General features: G+C 45.8%; 18 protein-coding genes and 1 tRNA gene. 12 read left to right on the forward strand and 7 right to left on the reverse strand.

Annotation, left to right across the window (positions count from 1 at the left end; all coding sequences use genetic code 11):
- Positions 1 to 10: 10 nt before the first annotated feature.
- Together R7Z78_RS12775 and tsaD are read right to left on the reverse strand one after the other, a co-directional pair.
- A complete protein-coding gene (locus R7Z78_RS12775; RefSeq protein WP_005379855.1) occupies positions 11 to 826 on the reverse strand; it encodes an alpha/beta fold hydrolase in 816 nt (271 codons plus the stop codon).
- Between the two features lie 176 nt (positions 827 to 1,002).
- Positions 1,003 to 2,019 carry a tRNA (adenosine(37)-N6)-threonylcarbamoyltransferase complex transferase subunit TsaD gene (gene tsaD, locus R7Z78_RS12780; protein ID WP_005379854.1) on the reverse strand — a complete coding sequence of 339 codons (1,017 nt, stop codon included), beginning with the start codon at positions 2,017 to 2,019 and terminating at the stop codon, positions 1,003 to 1,005.
- A gap of 230 nt (positions 2,020 to 2,249) precedes the next feature.
- On the opposite strand from tsaD, the gene rpsU reads away from it, so the two are divergent.
- The 6 genes from rpsU (at position 2,250) to R7Z78_RS12810 (ending at position 8,097) form a co-directional block, all read left to right on the forward strand.
- Entirely contained in the window at positions 2,250 to 2,465 is a 216-nt protein-coding gene (gene rpsU, locus R7Z78_RS12785) for a 30S ribosomal protein S21 (protein ID WP_001145625.1), read from the forward strand.
- Positions 2,466 to 2,492: 27 nt separating this feature from the next.
- On the forward strand, positions 2,493 to 2,936 hold the full coding sequence (locus R7Z78_RS12790; protein ID WP_005379720.1) for a GatB/YqeY domain-containing protein: 444 nt from the start codon (positions 2,493 to 2,495) through the stop codon (positions 2,934 to 2,936).
- A 149-nt stretch (positions 2,937 to 3,085) separates the two neighbouring features.
- Entirely contained in the window at positions 3,086 to 4,852 is a 1,767-nt protein-coding gene (gene dnaG / locus R7Z78_RS12795) for a DNA primase (RefSeq protein WP_104975839.1), read from the forward strand.
- A 99-nt stretch (positions 4,853 to 4,951) separates the two neighbouring features.
- The gene (gene rpoD, locus R7Z78_RS12800) at positions 4,952 to 6,814 is read left to right on the forward strand and encodes an RNA polymerase sigma factor RpoD (RefSeq protein WP_005395986.1); all 1,863 of its coding nucleotides are present in this window, start codon (positions 4,952 to 4,954) and stop codon (positions 6,812 to 6,814) included.
- A gap of 155 nt (positions 6,815 to 6,969) precedes the next feature.
- Positions 6,970 to 7,045, forward strand: a tRNA-Ile gene (locus tag R7Z78_RS12805).
- Between the two features lie 248 nt (positions 7,046 to 7,293).
- A complete protein-coding gene (locus R7Z78_RS12810; protein ID WP_017633488.1) occupies positions 7,294 to 8,097 on the forward strand; it encodes a MetQ/NlpA family ABC transporter substrate-binding protein in 804 nt (267 codons plus the stop codon).
- Between the two features lie 95 nt (positions 8,098 to 8,192).
- Here the strand turns inward: R7Z78_RS12810 and R7Z78_RS12815 are convergent, their stop codons facing one another.
- Together R7Z78_RS12815 and R7Z78_RS12820 are read right to left on the reverse strand one after the other, a co-directional pair.
- Entirely contained in the window at positions 8,193 to 8,468 is a 276-nt protein-coding gene (locus R7Z78_RS12815) for a hypothetical protein (RefSeq protein ID WP_005383040.1), read from the reverse strand.
- Between the two features lie 223 nt (positions 8,469 to 8,691).
- A complete protein-coding gene (locus R7Z78_RS12820) occupies positions 8,692 to 9,411 on the reverse strand; it encodes an SIMPL domain-containing protein (RefSeq protein WP_005379714.1) in 720 nt (239 codons plus the stop codon).
- A 233-nt stretch (positions 9,412 to 9,644) separates the two neighbouring features.
- Between R7Z78_RS12820 and R7Z78_RS12825 the strand changes: the two genes are divergently transcribed.
- The 5 genes from R7Z78_RS12825 to dhaR all read left to right on the forward strand — a co-directional run bounded on the left by R7Z78_RS12825 (position 9,645) and on the right by dhaR (position 17,904).
- Positions 9,645 to 11,408, forward strand: a complete 1,764-nt coding sequence (locus R7Z78_RS12825) for a lysophospholipid acyltransferase family protein (RefSeq protein WP_017820256.1) — start codon at positions 9,645 to 9,647, stop codon at positions 11,406 to 11,408.
- Between the two features lie 595 nt (positions 11,409 to 12,003).
- Positions 12,004 to 13,956 (forward strand): PTS mannitol transporter subunit IICBA, encoded by a 1,953-nt coding sequence (locus tag R7Z78_RS12830; protein ID WP_005379710.1) that lies wholly within the window; start codon positions 12,004 to 12,006, stop codon positions 13,954 to 13,956.
- A 111-nt stretch (positions 13,957 to 14,067) separates the two neighbouring features.
- Positions 14,068 to 15,216, forward strand: coding sequence for a mannitol-1-phosphate 5-dehydrogenase (locus R7Z78_RS12835; protein WP_062730758.1), 1,149 nt, complete (start codon positions 14,068 to 14,070; stop codon positions 15,214 to 15,216).
- 86 nt (positions 15,217 to 15,302) lie between these two features.
- Positions 15,303 to 15,833, forward strand: coding sequence for an MltR family transcriptional regulator (locus tag R7Z78_RS12840; protein WP_054701003.1), 531 nt, complete (start codon positions 15,303 to 15,305; stop codon positions 15,831 to 15,833).
- Between the two features lie 145 nt (positions 15,834 to 15,978).
- Entirely contained in the window at positions 15,979 to 17,904 is a 1,926-nt protein-coding gene (gene dhaR, locus R7Z78_RS12845) for a dihydroxyacetone kinase operon transcriptional regulator DhaR (protein ID WP_053306862.1), read from the forward strand.
- 80 nt (positions 17,905 to 17,984) lie between these two features.
- Here the strand turns inward: dhaR and ptsP are convergent, their stop codons facing one another.
- Genes ptsP through dhaK form a run of 3 tightly spaced genes read right to left on the reverse strand, consistent with a single transcriptional unit; the run spans position 17,985 to position 22,095 of the window.
- Positions 17,985 to 20,384, reverse strand: coding sequence for a phosphoenolpyruvate--protein phosphotransferase (gene ptsP, locus R7Z78_RS12850; protein ID WP_169644222.1), 2,400 nt, complete (start codon positions 20,382 to 20,384; stop codon positions 17,985 to 17,987).
- Position 20,385: 1 nt separating this feature from the next.
- On the reverse strand, positions 20,386 to 21,021 hold the full coding sequence (dhaL, locus tag R7Z78_RS12855; protein ID WP_005379705.1) for a dihydroxyacetone kinase subunit DhaL: 636 nt from the start codon (positions 21,019 to 21,021) through the stop codon (positions 20,386 to 20,388).
- A 15-nt stretch (positions 21,022 to 21,036) separates the two neighbouring features.
- Positions 21,037 to 22,095: a dihydroxyacetone kinase subunit DhaK gene (gene dhaK, locus R7Z78_RS12860; RefSeq protein WP_054574262.1), complete on the reverse strand. Its 1,059-nt coding sequence runs from the start codon at positions 22,093 to 22,095 to the stop codon at positions 21,037 to 21,039.
- A 353-nt stretch (positions 22,096 to 22,448) separates the two neighbouring features.
- On the opposite strand from dhaK, the gene R7Z78_RS12865 reads away from it, so the two are divergent.
- Entirely contained in the window at positions 22,449 to 23,531 is a 1,083-nt protein-coding gene (locus R7Z78_RS12865) for a glycerol dehydrogenase (protein WP_005379703.1), read from the forward strand.
- Positions 23,532 to 23,537 lie beyond the last annotated feature (6 nt).

Below are 23,537 nucleotides of genomic sequence, written 5' to 3' on the forward strand. Positions count from 1 at the left end.
GATGCATTGGTTACGCATGAACTCGATTCAGGAAGTTCAACAACATTTGGTTGACGAACTCCGGCTGTTCTAAACAACTGATGTGTCCCGCTTGCGGAATTTCTACCAACTCACTGCCCGTGATACAGTCTTTCATTAAATACGATTCGAAAACCGGGCGAGGCTTATCTTCACAGCCCACCGCAATTAACGTCGGCAGAGCGAATTTTTCCGAATCTTCAATCACATCACGGCGACCAAACACCATGCGCCCCATGCGAGCTACTTCCACCGCACGCTCACCGTTCAGCTCTTCTAAACTGCGTTTGAATGAAGCGACAAGTTTAGGGTTATCCTGATTGACGTTGTTGGCAAAGAACAGCGGCACAACGGCTTCAATAATTGGCGCAGGCACTGCTTGGACTTGGCTGATGGTATCAAGCATTGCAAAATACTTTTTATACGTAACTTCTGGCTCCCAGCCAATGAAGGTATCCATCAATACCAGTGACTTAACACGTTGCGGCGCTTGAGCCGTTAGCTCAGCTCCCCACATGCCGCCAACAGATAAGCCCACGATCGAGAATTCTTCGATATCTAAATGATCCATCAATGCCAACATATGTTGTGCATAGTCGGCCAATGACTGTGTCGATGCAGGTGCAGCGTCCGATTCACCATGTGCCCAAAGATCTGGCACAATACAACGGAATGACTGGCTTAAAACCTCAACTTGCGGCGCCCACATTTGGCTATCCCAAAGGTAACTATGACCAAATAGAAGCACTGGGCCCTCACCTTTATCTAGATAAGCAAGTTGCTGACCTTCAATTTCAAACTTATTCATTGTTATATCCATTTCTTATTCTTCCACGTCATCCTAGCACTGAAACAATAGCGAACTGATCGCATCAGTCAGAATGTAAAACGAGGCGGTTCATTGAATAATTAAAAATAAAGGCCTCTGAGGAGCAGAGACCTTTATTACACAGAACCGGTTTCAAACCTACCGCATAAATTTGATTAAGCGACAGGTGTTAGTTGATCAATTGGCCAACGTGGACGAGCCTCTACTGACATATCAGCCACTTCGCCATTCTTCAAGCGCTGCATGCCTGCGTAAGCGATCATCGCACCGTTATCTGTACAGAACTCAGTACGTGGGTAGTAAACTTCGCCGCCAACTTTCTTCGCTAACTTCTCTAACTCAGCTCGCAAACGACGGTTAGCACTCACACCACCAGCAATAACAATGCGTTTCATGCCTGTTTGCTCAAGCGCGCGCTTACATTTAATAGCCAACGTAGCACACACAGCCTCTTCAAATGCCAATGCGATGTCCGCGCGGGTTTGCTCGTCATCACCGTTTGCAGCAATCGTGTTAGCCGTAAAGGTTTTTAGACCAGAGAAACTCATGTCCAAACCTGGCACATTCGTCATTGGGCGCGGGAACTTAAAGCGGCCCGGTGTACCTTTTTCCGCCAGTTTAGATAATAGTGGACCGCCTGGGTAATCCAAACCCATTAGCTTCGCTGTTTTATCAAACGCTTCGCCCGCCGCATCATCAATCGACTCACCTAGAATTTTGTACTCACCGATGCCTCTCACTTCCACCATCATAGAGTGACCGCCCGATACTAATACCGCCACAAACGGGAACGGTGGAGGGTTATCTTCCAACATTGGGGCCAATAGGTGACCTTCCATATGATGAACAGGTACCGCTGGCACTCCCCAAGCATAAGCAATACTGCGACCGATAGTCGCACCCACTAATAGCGCCCCAACAAGACCAGGCCCCGCGGTATACGCGACACCATCGATGTCTTTTGAAGTTAAGTTCGCTTCTTTTAGTGCCTCTTTAATAAGAGGAATGGTTTTCTTTACGTGGTCACGTGAAGCCAACTCAGGCACCACACCGCCGTAATCTGCGTGCAGTTTTACTTGGCTGTATAGCTTGTGTGACAAGAGACCGTTTTCATCGTCATAAATTGCGATGCCAGTCTCGTCACAAGAGGTTTCAATACCAATAATGCGCATGGTTTTCTCAGTATGCTTTCTGTATAGAGGAAATTTGGGCGTCATATTACCTCGCCTTGGTGCTGCAAACAAATTTTGTACAGACAATAATCGACAAAAGGCTTTACAAAGTAGTTGTGATCGGATTAAAATTCCGCACCATTTTTGATCAAGCTGGTAAGAGACCTAACAATTGTGATTTGGTCTGTTGAATACCAGCGTTAACGAATAACCCCTGAGGTGAAAGGCATATGCCAGTAGTTAAAGTACGTGAAAACGAACCGTTCGACGTTGCTCTACGTCGTTTTAAGCGCTCTTGCGAAAAAGCAGGTATCCTTTCTGAAGTGCGTCGTCGTGAGCACTACGAAAAACCAACTACAGTTCGCAAACGCGCTAAAGCAGCAGCTCAAAAGCGTCACGCTAAGAAGCTAGCTCGCGAAAACGCTCGTCGCGTTCGCCTGTACTAATAACTGAGCTCCAAAAGGAATTTAGTTATGGCTCTGATTGATCAACTCAAAGAAGAGCAAAAATTAGCGATGAAAGCCAAGGACAAATTGCGCCTTGGTACTATTCGTTTAGCCCTATCAGCAATCAAGCAACGTGAAGTTGACGAACAGATTACTCTGAACGATGACGACATTCTTGCAGTATTGACCAAGATGGTTAAACAACGTCGCGATTCTGTAGCGCAGTTTGAAGCAGCGGGTCGTCAAGATCTTGCTGATGCGGAACAAGCAGAAATTACCGTTCTTGAGGACTTTATGCCTCAACCACTGACAGACGAAGAAGTAGCGGCTCTCATCGAGAACGCGATTGCTGAATCTGGCGCAGCTGGCATGCAAGACATGGGCAAAGTAATGGGCGTTCTGAAACCGCAAATTCAAGGGCGTGCAGATATGGGTAAAGTAAGCGGTTTAGTTCGCGCTAAATTGGCTTAAGGTACCCCACCCAATTGCAGCAAGCCGTGCTATCCTTTGGAGCGCACGGCTTGTTTGTATCTGGATGGATGGAATGAAATCAATGGGCAATACGCTCATTCTTTTAAGGCATTCACTCCACTCATCATCTTCTTTTTTTGTTAGGTTTTATGGCTGGACACATCCCTCGCAGTTTTATCGATGACCTTCTAGCTCGACTTGATATTGTCGATATCATCGACGCACGTGTGAAACTTAAGAAAAAAGGCAAAAACTACGGCGCATGCTGCCCTTTCCACAACGAAAAGACACCCTCATTCAGTGTCAGTCAAGAAAAGCAGTTCTACCATTGTTTTGGTTGTGGCGCGCATGGAAATGCCATCGATTTTTTGATGGAGTTCGACCGACTAGAATTCGTCGAAGCCATTGAAGAACTCGCTTCATACTTGGGTTTAGATGTTCCTCGCGAACAACGTAGCGGCGGTAATGGTTCGTTTCAATCAGGCCCACAAGCAAGCAGCAGTGAAAAACGTAACCTATACGACTTAATGGGCAGCATTGCTCAATTTTATCGTAACCAACTCAAACAGCCAGCAAGTAAGGTGGCGATTGAGTATCTAAAAGATCGCGGCCTGTCTGGTGAAATCGTCCAGAAGTTTGGCATCGGCTATGTGGCTGATGAATGGGATTTAGTTCGTAAGAACTTTGGCCAGAATAAAGAAAACCAAGACATGCTCGTCACTGGCGGCATGTTGATTGAAAACGATAAAGGCAACCGCTACGACCGATTCCGTGGTCGAGTGATGTTTCCTATTCGAGACAGACGCGGCCGAGTAATAGGCTTTGGTGGTAGAGTATTAGGTGATGGGACACCAAAATATCTCAACTCACCCGAAACCCCGATATTTCATAAAGGTAAAGAGTTGTATGGCCTTTATGAAGTACTACAAGCGTATCGTGAGCCACCACAAATTTTAGTGGTTGAAGGCTATATGGATGTTGTCGCGCTTGCTCAATATGGCGTAGATTATTCCGTTGCCTCATTAGGAACCTCGACAACGGGCGATCACTTGCAGGTGTTATTCAGGCAAACAAGCACCGTCGTGTGTTGTTATGACGGTGACCGCGCAGGCCGTGAAGCCGCGTGGCGTGCCATGGAAAATGCATTGCCTTACCTAACGGATGGTCGCCAGTTAAAATTCATGTTTTTGCCGGATGGAGAAGATCCCGACTCTTATATCCGACAAAACGGAAAACAAGCATTTGAGCAGCAAGTGTCTAATGCGATGCCCTTGTCTGAATTCATGTTCAGCTCATTGACTCAGCAGGTCGATATGAGCACGAAAGAAGGCATGGCAAAACTGAGTACTCTTGCGGTTCCTCTCATTGATAAAGTCCCTGGCGGCACTTTAAGACTATACTTGAGAGAATTGCTTGGCCGCCGTTTGGGTTTGGTTGATGAACGCCAACTACAGCAGCTAATTTCAAAACAAGGTAAAGAGGATAAAAGGCCTCAACCTCATAAAGAAATCAAGCGAACGCCGATGCGAGAAGTGATCGCGTTACTGATTCAAAACCCACAATACGTAAGTATGGTGCCAGATCTAACTAGCGTTAGAGATTTGCCCATTCCTGGTCTAAGTTTATTTGTTGATGTACTTGATAAATGCCAAGCGCATCCCCATATCAACACAGGCCAATTATTAGAGCATTGGCGAAACAGCCAAAATGAGACCCTTCTGTCTCGTCTCGCGAGTTGGGACATTCCACTCGATGAGGACAACCAAGAAGAAATCTTTTTAGACTCACTGGATAAAATTATTGCCCAGTGCGTAGAAAAACAAATTGAAAACCTGCAGGCCAAAGCAAGATGTGTCGGTTTATCAGCCGAAGAGAAAAGGGAGCTGCTAGCACTTATGCTAGATTTAAAAGCGTAACCCTGTTTAATTAGTCAGCAACGATTTAATTTGTTATAGTAAGTGGTTTGCATTTCGCATACTGATTCCTTCACCAGATTACGAAGTTGGATACCGTCTATGGATCACAATCCGCAGTCACAGCTAAAGTCACTTGTTATTAAAGGCAAGGAACAAGGCTATCTGACCTACGCCGAAGTAAATGACCACCTACCTGCTGAAATCGTAGATTCAGAACAGGTAGAAGACATCATTCAGATGATCAACGACATGGGCATTAAGGTAGTAGAAACTGCTCCTGATGCTGATGATTTAGCACTGAACGATGACACAAATATTACCGATGAAGATGCAGCCGAAGCTGCAGCCGCTGCACTTTCTAGCGTAGAGAGTGAGATTGGTCGTACAACAGACCCAGTACGTATGTACATGCGTGAGATGGGTACTGTCGAACTTCTAACTCGCGAAGGCGAAATCGACATCGCAAAACGTATTGAAGAAGGTATTAACCAAGTTCAATCGTCTGTTGCTGAATACCCAGGCACAATTCCGTACATTCTTGAGCAATTTGACAAAGTTCAAGCTGAAGAACTACGTCTTACAGACCTAATTTCAGGTTTTGTAGATCCAGATGCTGACGACACCGCTGCACCAACGGCAACACACATCGGTTCTGAACTGACTGAATCTCAGTTAGAAGAAGAAGACGATGAAGACGTTGATGACGACGAAGATAGCGATGACGATTCAGATGATTCTGAAGAAGATGTAGGTATCGATCCTGAATTAGCGCTAGAGAAATTCAACCAACTACGCAGCACCTATCAAAATCTTCAATTAGCAATCAACGAGTACGGCTATAACAGCCCGAAAGCAACCGTTGCTAATGAAATGATGCTAGACGTATTCCGCGAGTTTCGTCTAACGCCTAAACAGTTTGATCACCTAGTGAATGAACTGCGTACTGCTATGGATCGCGTTCGTACACAAGAGCGTCTGATCATGAAGTCTGTGGTTGAATACGGCAAAATGCCGAAGAAATCATTCATCGCGCTGTTCACTGGTAATGAATCAAGTGAAGCTTGGCTGGATGAAGTTCTTGCTTCAGACAAGCCATACGCTGAAAAGATCAAACGTAACGAAGAAGAAATCCGTCGTTCAATCGCTAAGCTAAAAATGATTGAAGAAGAGACTTCTCTAAACGTACAGAACATTAAAGACATCAGCCGTCGTATGTCTATCGGTGAAGCAAAAGCTCGCCGTGCGAAGAAAGAGATGGTTGAAGCGAACTTGCGTCTTGTAATTTCTATCGCGAAGAAATACACCAACCGTGGCCTACAGTTCTTGGATCTGATCCAGGAAGGTAACATCGGTCTGATGAAAGCGGTAGATAAGTTCGAATATCGTCGTGGTTACAAGTTCTCGACTTACGCAACGTGGTGGATCCGTCAGGCAATCACTCGTTCAATCGCGGACCAAGCACGTACGATTCGTATCCCGGTACACATGATCGAAACGATCAACAAGCTAAACCGTATTTCTCGTCAAATGTTGCAAGAGATGGGTCGCGAGCCACTACCGGAAGAACTGGCAGAGCGCATGCAAATGCCAGAAGACAAGATTCGTAAAGTTCTAAAAATCGCTAAAGAGCCTATCTCAATGGAGACACCAATCGGTGACGACGAAGATTCGCATCTAGGTGATTTTATCGAAGATACAACGCTAGAACTTCCGCTAGATTCTGCAACTGCAACTAGCCTTAAGGTGGCAACAAAAGACGTGCTTGCAGGTCTAACGCCACGTGAAGCGAAAGTACTTCGTATGCGTTTTGGTATTGACATGAACACTGACCATACTCTAGAAGAAGTTGGTAAGCAGTTCGACGTTACTCGTGAGCGTATCCGTCAGATCGAAGCAAAAGCACTACGTAAACTTCGTCACCCAAGCCGCTCAGAGACTCTGCGCAGCTTCCTAGACGAATAATCGCAGCGCATACAAGCTTTTAGAAATCAAAAAAGGTGACTTTAGGTCACCTTTTTTATTATCTACTGTTCTAAGTGGATAAAAACTAAGCGCAATTGCCCTAGTTGGTATCTAGACACCTTGCAACGCTTCCCCTATAATCGTTGTCCTATTAAGGCCCCTTAGCTCAGTGGTTAGAGCAGTCGACTCATAATCGATTGGTCCGCAGTTCAAGTCTGCGAGGGGCCACCATATTTCGAAAGTCGTAGCAGGTTAATACCTACTACGCCTTTTTTGTATCTTATATCTTTGGGTACAGTTGCGGTAACTCGTCACTAACCTCGTAATAGCTTTTCCTCTTCCCCTCTTCTTTAACTATTATCTGGCTCTCTATACGAGCAATAGAAACAAAATGTCTGCTCGTGATTTAAACCATTGACCCTCAGACAACTTCTGATAGGATGGACGTATAGACGTCTAAAACAAAAAATGGAGCTACAATGAAAAGTATTGGTCACTTAAAGAAACTAGCTTTGATTCTCACGGCAGTAGTCGGCTTAAGCGCTTGTGGAGAAAAAGATGACTCTGTCATTAAAGTGGGCGCGACAGTTGGACCACATGCACAAGTAGTCGAGGCGGTAGCGAAGGAGGCAGCAAAGCAAGGTTTGAATGTCGAAGTCATTGAGTTTTCTGACTACGTGACACCTAATGCCGCCCTTAGCGACGGTAGCATCGATATTAACAGCTATCAGCACCAGCCATTTTTAGACAACTTCAACAGTAGCCATAACGCCCAATTAGTATCAATTGGTCAGTCCATTCTTATGCGTATGGGGCTTTATTCCAATAAGTATCGCTCACTGCAAGAGCTTCCAAACAATGCACGTATAGCGCTTCCAAATGACCCTACCAACGGTGGTCGTGGTCTGTTGCTACTCGCCGATGCAGGTTTAATTGAGCTGAAACAGGGTGTTGGCCATAAAGCCGCCCTAACTGATATCACAAAAAACGCAAAATCATTTGAATTTGTCGAGGTAGATGCCGCTCAGCTACCAAGAACATTAGATGATGTGGACGCGGCTGCGATTACAATGAACTACGTAATGTCTTCTGGTTTAGATCCGAAGAAACAAAGTATCTATCTTGAAGCAAAAGACGCCCCATTAGCAGTCATGGTCATCGCCACTCGTGACGCAGACAAAAATAATGAAGCGTATAAAAAGTTCGTTTCTATTTATCAATCTCAAGCGATTCGTGATTATCTCGATCGCACTTTCAAAGGCACAATCGAAGCAGCTTTTTAATCAATAAAGCAGCGAATATTTTACCCCACGAATCAGATAGAGAAGAGGCTAATGTTTTCTCATAGCCTCTTCTTTTCATTACTCACTAAATCGACTCATTGTCGACTTTCAGCCTCTAACTTCATTGCCAAATAAGCTTGGTCAGCAGAAACCAATTCAGGACGGTTAATCAACTTCCAGAGGAAGTATGGTGGGATTAAAAATACGATGAAGTAGAGAGATTCATGGAAGAAAACATCGGCTATCGTTTGCTGATGCTCCCAAAGTGCCGTCAGTGCGAAGAGCTCTAACATCACGCCTAATACGCCAAAGACGACAGAGACAACAATCGCTAAACCCAGTAGTTCTCTAATAAAGTGCTTGTATGCCATGATACTAATTCCTTCTAGCAATAAGTCATACTAACTTACGCTCATAAGAAACAAGTGAGCTTGATTATTATCAAACTCACCTCATCACTGTTAAGAACTTAGTTTTATAAAAAAGTACTTGTATATAGCGTCATCGAAGACTGATTTCCCTATCACAGAGCATAGATACCTCTACAAATAGAAGGTGATGGAACGACCAACTATTGACTATATGAGCGCAACTTTAATCAGATAAGTAATATTGAACCGTCGATACCACTCGTACTTTCTTAATGTAAGGCGTGTTGCTGTCTCGGTCATAAATCGAGAACTGCCCTTGAGTTGCACGTTTGATCTTACCCAGTGAACTCTGTGAGTCTTTCGCAAATTTCTCAGCCACTTCACGCGCATTCTTAGTCGCTTCTTCGATCATGTCTGGCTTCACATCATTCAGCTTAGTAAAGCTGTACTCAACACGATTTGCATAAGGATCTTGGTTAAGCAAAACGCCTTGTTTTCCTAGCTCACCTATTTCATTGATTGCCGCTCGAACAACATCAACACTCTGGCTGTAAACCGTAACGGTTCGCGAGGCCAAATAACGATACTCAATGTCTTGCTCGCTCCCATATTGCTGTGCTTTTCTGTCAATGACCGCTGGGGAAGAAAGGGAAACGCTGGTTTCAGGAAGCCCTTTGGCACTTAGAAAGTCCAAAATCAAACGGGTTTGCTGGTCAATTTCATCAAACATGGCTCCCATATCATTACTCGCTAGAGTAAATTGAATCGGCCAAATCACCGTATCAGCAGGATACTCACGCTCCGACAAACCTTTTACTGTCACGACTCTTTCATAGGCTCGGTATTTCACCGCCGTCTGCTGCATAAAATAGCCAAGGATGCCAAGACCAAGTATCAAACTTAGCCCAATCCAAAGTGCTGCTTTATTGGAAACTCGTTCCATTATTTCCCCCTGATAAATATCAACTTAGCTTAATCTTTGTTCTAGATAAGATAGCCTATCTATTGTTTTAAGAGGGAGACATAACGCGAGTTTTGATTCATAGCACAGTGATATACCGTTTTCTTTAGTCAATAAAGCTTCATTGGTTTGTCACCAAAGGCTCATGCTTTTGCCTCTTAACTGTCATCTGTAATTTCTACTATCCAATCAGCAACTTGTACGCTGAGGTAAATATGGATAGTTCAACCCCTTTTCGTCTCCCTCGTAAAACGCCGTTTGGCATTGGTGAAAACGTTGCTGAATGGGCAACCGGTTTAAACCAGCTTGATAAGTTCTACGCTCAACGCCCCGTTAATGCCGATACCAAAACTTTTCTCCGCTTCACGTTGGATATTTTAGGTATCGATTATCGCATTGCTCATGGTTCACTCGACTCAGTGCCTAAACAAGGTGCTACCGTCATTGTGGCGAACCACCCGCTTGGTTGTGTGGAAGGCGTCATCTTGGCCGAACTCTTGTTGATGGTACGAGACGATATCCAAATTCTAGCCAATCAATACCTGAAAACCGTACCAGAGTTAGATCAGCTCTTCATTGGTGTCGATGTGTTTGAAGGCAAAGACGCCGTCAAATCAAATATGAAGGCCCTCAGAGCGGCTAATAAACACCTCGCAAGTGGCGGCTTATTGCTTGTCTTTCCTGCCGGTGAGGTTTCCCAGTTAGTCGATGCCAAACAGCAACGCTTGGAAGACAAAGCGTGGAGTCGAAGCGTAAGTAGCCTAATTCGCAAAAACAAAGCAACGACAGTTCCAGTATTCATCAGTGGCCAGAACTCGAAACGCTTCTATATGGCAGGGAAAATCCATCCACTTTTGCGTACCCTACTGCTTGGTCGAGAGTTGCTAAACAAACATGCGCAAACCATCGATTTATCTTTTGGCCAAGTGATCAAATTCAAAGAGATCAACACACTTAACGATGATCAAGTGGTGAACTATTTGCGGCTCAACACTTACTTGCTCAATCGTGAAACCCATTCAGTGAAGCCTTCTTCTTCATCAGAAATGCTCTCTCCAATAGCGGCAGGGTTACCCGTAGGCGAATTGCTTGAAGAGCTGAACAACTTACCAAAAGAGTCCAAGCTGCTAACAAGTGGTGAGTTCGATGTTTACTGCACGGAGTCGCAGAGTATCCCTTCCCTACTGCATGAAATTGGTCGCCTACGTGAGCTCAATTTCCGACAAGTTGGCGAAGGGACTGGACTAGCAATAGACATTGACCATTTCGATCATGATTACCTGCATCTGTTTGTGTGGGACAGAGAGAACCAATGCTTGGTGGGCGCGTATCGTTTAGGTCTGGTTGATCAACTGATTGAAAAGCGCGGCGTAGCAGGTCTGTATTCACGAACGTTGTTTAACTATGACCAACGCTTTATCGACCAAATGGGTAAATCCATTGAGATGGGGCGCTCTGTGATTGCACATCAATATCAAAAGAGCATGAGCGCGCTACTGCTACTGTGGAAAGGCATCGCAACGTTCGTTCATCAAAACCCAGATTACACTCACCTATTTGGTCCGGTAAGCATTAGCAACGATTATAGCGATACTGCACGTCAATTACTGGCTCAATCAATGACACTGCACCACTACGACAACAATTGCGCAGAGTACGTCACACCTTCTAACCCACTTCCTGAGCACCACCGTGACTGGAACACCAGCATGCTCACTGCTCTGGGTGATTTACAGCTATTGTCACGTGTCATTGCCAGAATCGATGAAGGGAAAGGAGTGCCCGTTTTGCTGCGTCAGTACTTAAGCCTCAATGGCAAGCTGGTATGCTTCAACGTCGACCCTGCATTCAATAACGCTCTAGATGGATTGATTATGGTGGATTTGCGCGATGTTCAAGAAAAGACGTTGGCAAGGTATATGGGACGCGAGCAAGCTCATGACTACCTCGTCTATCATACTAATAGCAACGATGATTAAGAACAGTGATTAAGTAGAGAGTTGGGAATCACAAGAAGAACCGTGTGGCGACTCTCTTTATTTACCCTTTCATCAACTAATTAGGCGTGCTCCGTGAAGTGCGCCGAAAAGACTCTTATAGATACAATCTATCGAAAGATCTAGATAGCATTTATCTCACCAATTCCGTCACAAACTTTCACAAAAAACAAAAACAGATCCAAGTCACACTTTAAATTCACCACAACTCAACACAAAACGTGACATTGATCATCACAAGTATTTAATTCGAATTTCAAAAAAAATTAAAAGTGATCAAAGTCACAAGGTATTTTAATTTTAAATTTGTCAGAAGATCGGATTGATCACTAAGATTTTTATTGACAGATTTGAAAGTGGCTTTTTGTTATTAAGTTACAAGTTAATAAGTTGAACTTGATCACTTAAAAACCGTTTCTCAGCCTAAGAAATACGGGCGTAGATCACAAAAAACCCGTTGTCAGTTCCAATTGGAAAATGTGTGGTAAATTGATTGGGTACTAAGCAATCAAACAAACGGTTTTGGCGAACCGTTTACTACAACAAGATTCATCAGAACATCGAACGGGGAATTGTTATGATATCACCAGATGCCAAGATCAAGATACAAAATTTTGGTCGTTTTCTGTCAAACATGGTAATGCCAAACATCGGCGCGTTTATCGCGTGGGGCTTTATCACTGCTCTATTTATCCCAACTGGATGGCTACCAAACGAAACGTTAGCCTCTATGGTTGGCCCAATGATTACCTACTTGCTGCCACTACTTATCGGTTACACCGGTGGTAAATTAGTTGGTGGCGATCGTGGTGCGGTAGTCGGTGCAATCACAACAATGGGTGTGATTGTCGGCACAGACATCCCAATGTTTATGGGTGCAATGATGGTCGGCCCAATGGGCGGCTGGGCTATCAAGAAATTCGATAACTACATCGATGGTAAAGTAAAAAGTGGCTTCGAGATGTTGGTTAACAACTTCTCTGCGGGCATCATCGGCATGCTATGTGCGATCCTTGCTTTCATCTTTATCGGTCCATTCGTAAAAATTCTTTCTGGTGGCTTGGCGGCTGGCGTTAACTTCCTAGTTTCTGCTCACCTACTACCACTGACTTCAATCTTCGTTGAACCTGCGAAGATCCTGTTCCTAAACAATGCGATCAACCACGGTATTTTCTCTCCACTGGGTATCCAACAAGCGTCTGAAACAGGTCAGTCGATCTTCTTCCTAATCGAAGCAAACCCAGGTCCTGGTCTAGGTATCCTGCTAGCTTACATGGTGTTTGGTAAAGGTACGGCTCGTCAAACGGCAGGTGGTGCATCAATCATCCACTTCTTCGGCGGTATCCACGAGATTTACTTCCCATACATCCTAATGAACCCTCGCCTAATCCTTGCGGCTATCGCAGGTGGTATGACTGGCGTATTCGTTCTAACTATCTTTAACGCAGGTATTGTTTCTCCAGCATCACCAGGTTCAATCTTTGCAATCTTGTTGATGACTCAGAAAGGCTCAATCGTTGGTGTTCTAGCGTCTATCGCAGCGGCAACAGGTGTGTCATTCGCGGTAGCAGCACTACTAATGAAGACACAAACGTCCACAGAAGAAGACGGTGATGAAGCAGCACTAGAAAAAGCAACATCACAAATGAAAGACATGAAATCTGCATCTAAAAACGATGCGGTGGTAAACAGCCAAAGCAAAGGTGACGTAGACCTAGCGACAGTACAAAGCATCATTGTCGCTTGTGATGCGGGCATGGGCTCAAGTGCAATGGGCGCGAGCATGCTACGCAAAAAGGTTCAAGACGCAGGTCTGAACATCCACGTAACCAACCTTGCCATTAACAGCTTACCAGAGAGTGCAGATATCGTGATTACTCATAAAGACTTAACGGATCGTGCACGTAAGCATGCTCCAAACGCACACCACATTTCATTGACTAACTTCCTAGACAGCGAGATGTACAACCAGCTAGTCACCAAACTACTAGCAGCACAAAACCAATCCGCAGCCAATGACGACCAAATGGTAAAAGTGTCGCTCGTGGCAGCAAACGACGACAACTTCGAGCCACAGCAAACGTCGGTGTTCCAAATCCAGCGTGAAAACATTCACCTAGGTTTGAAAGCTGCCAACAAAGAAGAAGCGATTCGCTTCGCGGGCAACAAGTTGGTCGAACTTGGCTACGCAGAACCAGAATACGTAGACGCGATGTTTGAGCGTGAAGCATTGGTTCCAACTTACCTAGGCGAATCTATCGCAGTGCCTCACGGCACGGTAGAAGCGAAAGACCGCGTGAAGAAAACCGGCATTGTAATCTGCCAATACCCATCGGGTATCCAATTTACTGAAGACGACGATGATGTTGCGAAACTGGTTATCGGCATTGCCGCTAAGAACGATGAGCACATCCAGGTGATTACCACCATTACGAACGCGCTCGATGAGCCGGAGGCAATTGAGAAGCTAACCAGCACCAACGATGTGGAAGAGATTCTAAACATCCTTGGCGGTCAACAAGCGGCTTAATTACCCCTTTAATTTGCTCCTGAGGCAAATGAGGTCAGCTGTCACCCCCTATGCGGTTGGCCTCCCCCTAGTTTCGTAAGTCAACATTTTAGACATTGGTAGGTAAGAATTATGAAAAACGCAGTTCATTTTGGCGCAGGTAACATTGGTCGTGGCTTCATCGGTAAACTATTAGCAGACGCAGAAGTCGAGGTGACATTCGCAGACGTTGACGCTCCACTCGTCGACCAACTGAGTCACAAGCAAGAATACAAAGTAAAAGTGGTCGGTACTGAGTGCCAAATCGACACAGTAACTCACGTCACCGCGGTTAACTCAGCCAGTGAAGATGTCATTGACCGCATTGTAAAAACCGACTTGGTAACAACAGCGGTTGGCCCTAACGTACTGGACATCATTGCAAAAACCATCGCTACCGGCATTGCTAAACGCTTTGCAGCAGGTAACGATAAACCATTGAACATCATAGCGTGTGAAAACATGGTTCGTGGCACCACACACCTAAAAGGTGAAGTGTATAAACACTTGGATGAATCATTGCACGCGAAAGCAGACGAGTTGGTTGGCTTCGTCGACTCCGCAGTGGACCGCATCGTACCACCAGCAGAAGCCGCGAACGATGACCCACTAGAAGTCACGGTAGAGAGTTTTAGTGAATGGATTGTGGATGAGCAGCAATTCAAGGGCGAAATCCCTGACATAGCTGGCATGGAAAGAACCAACAACCTAATGGCATTCGTAGAACGCAAGCTATTCACTCTCAATACAGGCCATTGCATTACCGCTTACCTAGGTTGCTTGAAAGGCCATCGTACCATTCGTGAAGCAATTGAAGACCCAAGCATTCACGCTGAAGTAAAACAGGCGATGCAAGAGAGTGGTGAAGTGCTGATCAAACGTTACGGCTTCGACCGTGACATGCACAACGCCTACATCGAGAAGATTTTAGGACGCTTTGCCAACCCATACTTAGTGGATGAGGTGGATCGCGTAGGTCGTCAACCAATTCGAAAATTGGGTGCAAACGATAGATTAGTGAAGCCTTTACTCGGTACAATTGAGTATGGCACTGAAAATCAAACACTTTTGAAAGGCATTGCCGCTGCGTTGAAGTACACTAACGACACTGACCCACAAGCCGTAGAGCTACAAAACTCATTAAAAGAAGTGGGTGTGAAGAAGACGCTAGCGACATACACAGGTCTTGCAGAAGACAGTGCTGAAGTGGCTCAAATCGAAACACTTTACAACCAACTTTGATTTACCTAGGGGAGCTCGGCTCCCCTTCTATGTCCTTCTCTGCTTGAAGAGTTGGGATAGCTAATAATTAGAAATGTATTCAGTATATGGCAGATAACATCAACGAAACCGAGATCATTGAGCGATTAAACAGCGCCCCATCGGTACGAGGCTTTTTCATTGCAGCAGTCGACGTTTTTAACGATTCGATCGACGGGTTGATGCAAAGAATCTTTCGTAAAGATAACTTCGCTGTTCAATCGGTTGTCGGTCCGCTGCTACAAGACTCTGGACCGCTGGGCGATCTATCTGTTCGTTTGAAGTTATTGTTTGGCTTGGGAGTGCTCCCCGATGACATTTACCACGACATCGAAGACATCATCAAACTCAAAAACCAACTCAATAGTGACGCTTCAGATTACGAATTCACTGACCCGAATATTCTAGAACCAATTAAGAAACTGCACTTGGTGAAGAAAATGGGCATGGTGCAACTGGAAGTCAGCGAACCAGATGACGACATCGACCTTGAGTTTTATCAGCTACAGCTGCAACGTCAACAACAAATCATTAAGTCAGGGCTCTCACTTGCCATTGTCGAGATTTGCAATGAGCTCGGCAAAGACAGCCCTTTTTAATCGAAAAACTGGCAAGGAAGCCTCCTCAACTCGCCCCTCTTTTTGCACATTCTTCTATACAACGTGCGTGAAAGCCATCACAGTCCATATGCCGATGTCTCTGTAACATCAGACCAATCTATCGCTAGTATTGAAACGGGATCGCATGCTTTCAATCGAAGACACTAAAACTAAGTGGGAGTTTTTCCAGAAACACCACTGGGTATCTCCAGAATTTTCCCGCACTCCCGTCCTCGAGTCGTGGGAGCGTTGCATAAAGCAATGCAGCCCTTACACCTGGTCAAAGCCACATATTGCCTCTGGATTTACCTTCTCATCTCTGATGAAACGCAACGAGCACCTCATCGAATGCGCCACGACCGTACTTGAAGACACTTACGACATGCTAGGGGACGAAGACCTGCTATTGATGGTAACCGATGGCAACGGCTGCATTCTATCTGTTGTGGGACATGACTCAATGCGACAAGAGATGCAAGCGCTCGGCATAAAACAAGGCTGTTTTCTCTCCGAAGGAAAGATAGGCACAAATGCAGTCAATCTCTGTATTAGTACTCATATCCCGTGTGAAGTTTTCGCAGCAGAACATTTCAATCGCCACTTACATCCTTATGCCTCTGTAGCGGCGCCTGTTTTCGACCAGTTTGGCAAGTTACGCGGCACAACATGCCTTCTCAAAAAAGCAGAGAGCTATAAGAAAGAAGACTTAGTCATCATCGCGTCGAGCGCGAAAGAAGTCAGCTTGCAAATCCACATTCAGTCGGAACAAGAAAACATGAACCGCCTCACTTGTGCGCATAACGCAACGTTAGAGTGCATGGATGACGGCCTTCTGGCCTGGGATGAAGAAAGCCGTATAACCATGGTAAATCACCAGTCCGAGCGTTTGTTAAACATTGAAGCCAGTCAGGTCTTGGATAAAGAAGTCTTTTCTGTTTTGCGCTTCCCACCGAATGTCCTTACTAGTATTGAGTCAGGTGCGAGCATAAACCGTAAACTCACAACGGTAGAGGTTCGTGGCGAGTTTGTTGAAGCGATCATCACCTTGCGTCCACTCAACGACGGCACACACTTATTGTTCTTGCACCCTATCGATAAAATTCGCGAACTTGCTCAACAACAAATAGGTGGCAGTGCGCGCTATACGTTCAGCACTTTGCCCGTCATTTCACGAAAAATGAAGCATGTCATTACCGTGGCAAAACGGGCCATAAAGTCAAAATCACCGATTCTAATTACAGGTGAAGAAGGCGTAGGAAAAGCCACTCTCGCCATGGCGATTCATAACGAAAGCGCCTACAAAGAAGGACCATTCATTACGCTCAACTGCCGCTCCATCAATACAGAGCAACTGGTCAAAGAAACCCTGGGGTACGACGAAGGGCAAGGCATGCCTTCAAAGTTTGAGCTCGCCCATGGCGGTACGCTCTTTTTAGAAAAGGTGGAATATCTGTCGCCCGATTTACAAGCCGTGCTACTTAAGTTGTTAAAAACTGGGCTCGTCAGCCGCAGCGACAGTTTGCGATTGATCCCCGTAGATTTTCAACTTATTACCAGCACCGCTTCAGAGATCAGCGAGTATGTCACTCAGCGCTCATTTGGTCGGCAACTTTATTATGAAATCTCCTCGAACGAGCTGCATATTCCACCACTACGAAAGCGTAAAGAAGACATTGAATTTCTCGTCCAGCAGCTTATCAGCCATTACGAACGCCGCCACAATGTGACGATCTCGATAGAGCCAGTCGCACTGGAAGCGTTGATGAATTTTCGTTGGTCAGGCAATAACTCCGAATTAAGAAATCGAACTGAGCGAATTTTGCTTAACCGCAGTTCCAACTTAATCAAGCTGAACGATATTCCTGAAGACATTAAACTGAATTCTCGCCATACCGCAGAAAATACGCCAGTAATCACGTTAGAAGAAGCCGAGAGAAGAGCGATTGTTCAGGCTTGGAATCAGTGTGATGGCAAAATGCATGATATGGCGAAAGCATTGCAAATTGGCCGCACGACCTTATGGAGAAAAATTAATAAGTTTGGGCTGCAGGAGCAAATGAAGCTGTATTAAGTCGTGAATTGGCGTTCCTATAACAAAAGTAAAACCGGCGTAAGCACGCCGGTACAGGTGTACTAACGATAAGGTATCGATTAAACATCGACAGACAACTGACGAATCTGCGCTTTTAGTCCCGGTAGCATGCTCGAACTGGCGCTGAATTTTCGCAACCCCACGCGGAGCAATGTTTCTGTGGCATTTGGATCGCCAGCCATCTCACCACACATACTAACCGGTATGCCCGCGCGATCGCCTGCTGCACACGTGAGCTCAATGGCTTTTAGTACCGATGGTTCAAAGTAGTTCACCAATTCAGCAACAGCAGCGTTACCTCGATCGGCGGCCATAACATATTGAGTCAAATCATTGGTGCCAATAGAGAAAAAGTCGACTTCTTGGGCTAACGCATCAGCATTTAATACCGCGGCTGGCACCTCAATCATAATACCAACGGGCAAATGAGTCGCATCCAAGCCGAGTTGGTTTGCTTGATGCGCCAACAGCGCTTTTACTTTTCTCACTTCTTCAACCTGAGCCACCATCGGTATCATCAATTGAATATTCGGTTGCTCGTGAAAGGCTCTCAGAATGGCTCGAAGTTGAGCGGTAAACAATGACTCATGTTGAAGGCACAACCGCACCCCTCTCAAACCTAAAAATGGATTATCTTCCGCTGGCATAGGATAAGCGGCTAAAGGCTTATCACCGCCAACATCTAGACTACGAATCGTAAGTGGCTTATCACCAAGTGCGGCGGCAATATCACGATACACTTGGTATTGCGCTTCCTCAGTTGGCAACTCATCACTGTTTTGAAATAGAAACTCAGTCCGAAATAGACCAACGCCCTCAGCTCCTGATGTTAGTGCATCATCAATATCTTTCGGTCCACCAATATTGGCGAATACTGGAATATGGACACCATCACAGGTGACTGCGGCTTGCTGAGCACTCGCTAATGCACGTTGTCGGATGCTTTGCCACTCAATTTGCTGAGCTTCTAATTCCTGCTGTACGGCATCTGAAGGAGAGAACCATAAATGCCCTCGGAAGCCATCAATAGTCACCACTTGACCAGCACGCACAGCATCAAGGCAGCCCTGAGCTTTAACGATGGCAGGAATCCCCATCGCACGAGCAAGAATCGCACTGTGAGAGGTTTTCCCTCCCTCACTCAAACAGATACCAAGCACTTTCGATTTATCAAGCCCGGCCACATCAGAAGGCATCAGGTCGCGGGCCAACAAAATACTCGGTTCCTGAATGTCGATGGCATTAGGCGTTACGCCTGTCATTTCGACCATAACTTGGCGTGCGATATCATGTACATCTGCTTCGCGTTCCCGCATGTACTGACTTTCTGCCTGGCGAAACTCTTCGGCCAACGTTTGCAGTGATTCTACCCAAGCTTGCTCGGCTATCATGCCCGTTTGAATTCGCGACTCGACCGATGCCCATAATTCTGGGTCACTGAGCATCATGCTATGAGCAGCAAATATTTCCCCTTTCGGCTGCTTCGCTTGCTCCTGCAAATGTTGAACAACCACGCCTATCGCACGCTTAACCCGTTCAATTTCATCTTGTTCACTTTGGAAATCACGTTCAGGCACTGCTGGCATTTCATGAGTAAAAAGGACAGCAGGAGCAGTAGCGATACCGTCATTGACTCGAATACCAACAACAGCACCTTCAATCTGATTTGAGGCCATGCCATCGAGCAGAGTATCTGAACTTTCTTCAGGTTCGATAATGCCTTGCTCAACCGCCTCTTTTTCTCCGAAGTGCTCATAAGCTAAGGCTTCAAATGCCTTGATTGCTTCACTGGATTGAGGTCCAAGTGCGCATAAGGTGATCGTCTCTTGACTACGAACGCCAAGTTTCGCAATGCTGTTCAAGCTTTTCGCGTTCACACGGCGCTCGCCTTTTTTCAACCATAATTGGCAGTCGAAAGGCGCGAGTGCACCAACAATGGCCGCAGCGGGACGAGCATGTAATCCATGCGGATTTTGCACTACCCAATCAAATGTCCGTTCTTGCTCAAAGTTTTCTGATACTGGCGCTATCTCAGCGGATGTTAGTGGCTGATCACCAAGGTGCTCTTGTTTTACGCTTAACGCATTCTGTGCCTCTTCGACTACCGTCGATAAAGGCAGTCCGGCGGCGGCAGCCACCGACGCCGCCATGGTTCCTTCAACAATAGGTGCCGAGATAAGGGTGACATTTTCCCTCACATGATCATCAATCAGATCCAGAGCCATTTCCGTGCTAAGCAACGCGCTGCCAAGATCCATCAACACAACAACCCCTTGTTGATCTTGTACCTGCTCAATCGCTTCCATCACGGCAATGGCATCGGTTCCGATCGGGTTCTCTGAATCATCAATCCCAGCAGCAATCGCAAGCTTGGCTTTGCCTTGCGTCATTTGGGTGGCAAGTTCTGCCACCCCTTCGGCAAGTCGACGACTATGAGATACAACTACAATTCCCACCATCTTAATTACCTGCTATTGCCTGCTGTAGTGCTTTAATCATTAACAAAGAAGAGGTTGCACCGGGATCTTGGTGACCAATACTGCGTTCACCTAAATAGCTTGCTCGCCCTTTTTTCGCCAACATTTCAATCGTGGCAACCGCGTTCGTTTCTGCTAGCTCAACCATTTCATTAAGTAAGTGATCGGCGCTCATGCCATTTTCTAACGACGCCTTCACGCTAACTAAAACGGGTAACCAAACATCACACATGGTTTTATCACCCAGCTCTGCTTTACCACGAGACACCACGCCATCCACACCGCTTTTTAGTGCATCGACCAACTCTTCAAACGTTAGTTGCTCTCGGGTTCCGACAGCGGCAGCCGTGCGAATAAACAGCGTGCCATACAGCGGGCCACTTGCCCCACCGACACTAGAAAGCAAGGTCATGCCCGTATTCTTGAGAATGCTGCCGATATTTTGGTCCGCAAATTGCGGCAGTTTTTCAGCAACTTTTTTAAAGCCACGGTTCATATTGAGACCGTGGTCGGCGTCACCAATATCACGATCAAGGTCGGTCAGAAAATCTTGATTCTCTTGATACGTTTTTGCACATAACTCTAGCCAGTGAACGATATGTTGTTTTTCAATTTGCATGTTTGCTCTCCCCTGTTACCACTTGATCGCGGCCGTATCGACAGGAGCATCAAACAGCTCCAACATCTCTTTGTCTGCCTTCAGCAACGTAATCGAAACGCCTTCCATATCGAGTGACGTACAGAAGTTACCAACCATATTACGCACGATACGGAACCCTGCTTGCTCACAGTTATGAGCCAGACGGCGGTACACTCCGTAAAGCTCTGAAGTTGGCGTACCACCCATACCATTCACCATCACGATGTAGTCGTGTTCAGCGGCGAAAGGCTCAATGCTGGATTCCACTTCATCCCATTCACCTTCGTCACGATTCCAAATACGCAATGTGCGCTGATAAGGCGTGTTTTCAGCAACTTCAGCAAACATCTCATCCACTAACGTATCGGCGTCGGTGTATTTCACTCGCTTGATACCTGGTTCACCATGGATACCAACACCAAACTCAACTTCATCATCTTCCAGAACAAAAGATGGTTTACCCGCCGCTGGTACAACACAAGCATTAAGTGCCACACCAAATGAACGACAGTGATTATTCACGCGACGAGCCAGTGCTTCACATTGCTCCAGCGAATAACCTTTGTTCGCGGCAGCCCCAACTAACTTTTCAACCAATACCGTTCCAGCAACGCCACGGCGACCAGCGGTGTATAGGCTGTCTTTGACTGCAACATCGTCATCCACCAACACCGACCCAACTTTGATACCATCGGTATGAAGCAGCTCCACAGCCGTTTCAAAGTTCAACACGTCTCCGGTGTAGTTTTTAATGATAAACAGCACCCCCTCACCGGTATTCACTTGGTTACCACATTCGTACATTTGATCAGGCGTAGGTGAAGTAAATACCTCTCCTGGGCAGGCGCCTGTCAGCATGCCTTTACCAATAAAACCAGCGTGCAAAGGTTCATGACCACAGCCACCACCAGAAACCAGTGCCACTTGCCCCGGTGTTTCCTCGTGCCACATGTAACGAGGCTCGTAGTTGGCTTTTAGCTCAGGGCGGGACAATGCCAGGCCTTCCATTTGCTGCAATACAACATCATCGACTTGGTTAATTAACTTTTTCATCGTTCTATCTCATTCCATTTATATTTTTATGTAGGGTATGAATTCATCTTAAACAGAGAAAAAGCGTGCTCAACAAAAATCAATCTGTTTCATATTGAAACAAAAACTTCGGCATTATTGTTTCAATATGAAACGAAAAACGACAAATTTTCCTGAATAGTGATCGTCGCCATAAAGCATGCTGATGCTTATTACTTCTGACAGTCGGTTTGACACAGAGGTCATAAAAGCATGGAACAAAACCAGAGATATCCTTCACCACTTACCACACCAAACCTAATATAAACCTTATCCCTACAATGGATATTCATTGCACTCCAAAACACACACAAAAAAGGTTAAAGGTTTGAATTATGGACAAAATTATTATCAGCCCAAGCAAATACGTCCAAGGTGAACAAGTACTTACATCTATCGCTCACTATGTGAAAACATTGGGTGAACGTCCGTTAGTAATTGCCGATGAGTTCGTGACTAACCTGGTTGGTGATGACGTCAAACAAAGTTTTGCTGACGAAAAGCTTCCACTCACTATGAACATTTTTGGTGGCGAATGTTCGCGCGTTGAGATTGAACGCATCACGGACATTTGTGCCACTCAAAAACACGATGTCATTGTCGGTATTGGTGGTGGTAAAACGTTAGATACAGCAAAGGCTGTTGCGTTTTACACCAAAATTCCTGTCGTGGTGGTTCCTACGATTGCCTCGACTGATGCGCCAACCTCAGCGCTTGCGGTGATATACACACCTGAAGGTGAATTTGCAGAATATTTGATGATCCCTAAAAACCCAGACATGGTCATCATGGATACGTCAGTCATCGCCAAAGCCCCTGTTCGCTTACTTGTATCGGGGATGGGCGACGCGCTTTCCACCTACTTTGAAGCTCGTGCCAACATGACTTCTGGTAAGGCAACAATGGCTGGTGGGTTAGCGACGCGTTCAGCACAAGCGCTTGCGAAACTTTGCTATGAAACCTTGCTTGAAGATGGTGTAAAAGCAAAAGCTGCGGTAGAAAATGGTGTGAGCACCAAAGCGGTAGAAAACATTATTGAAGCCAATACATACCTAAGCGGTATCGGTTTTGAAAGCAGTGGTCTAGCGGGTGCTCACGCTATTCATAACGGCCTAACTAAGCTTGAAGAGTGTCATCATCTCTATCATGGTGAGAAAGTCGCGTTCGGCACACTAGTTCAGCTGGTACTAGAAAACGCAGCGATGGAAGAGATTAATACGGTTCTTGCATTCTGCCGCTCTGTAGGTCTACCAACCAACTTATTTGATATGGGCGTTAAAGAGCTTAACCACGCTAAGTTGCGCGAGGTCGCCGAAGCCTCAACGGCCGAGGGAGAAACCATCCACAATATGCCATTCCCAGTGACGGCAGAAAATGTCTACTCTGCAATTCTAACCGCTCACCAGTTGGGTCAATAACTCACC

This window comes from Vibrio sp. 1167, assembly GCF_033340375.1.
In the GTDB taxonomy this organism is placed as follows: Bacteria; Pseudomonadota; Gammaproteobacteria; order Enterobacterales; family Vibrionaceae; genus Vibrio; species Vibrio alginolyticus.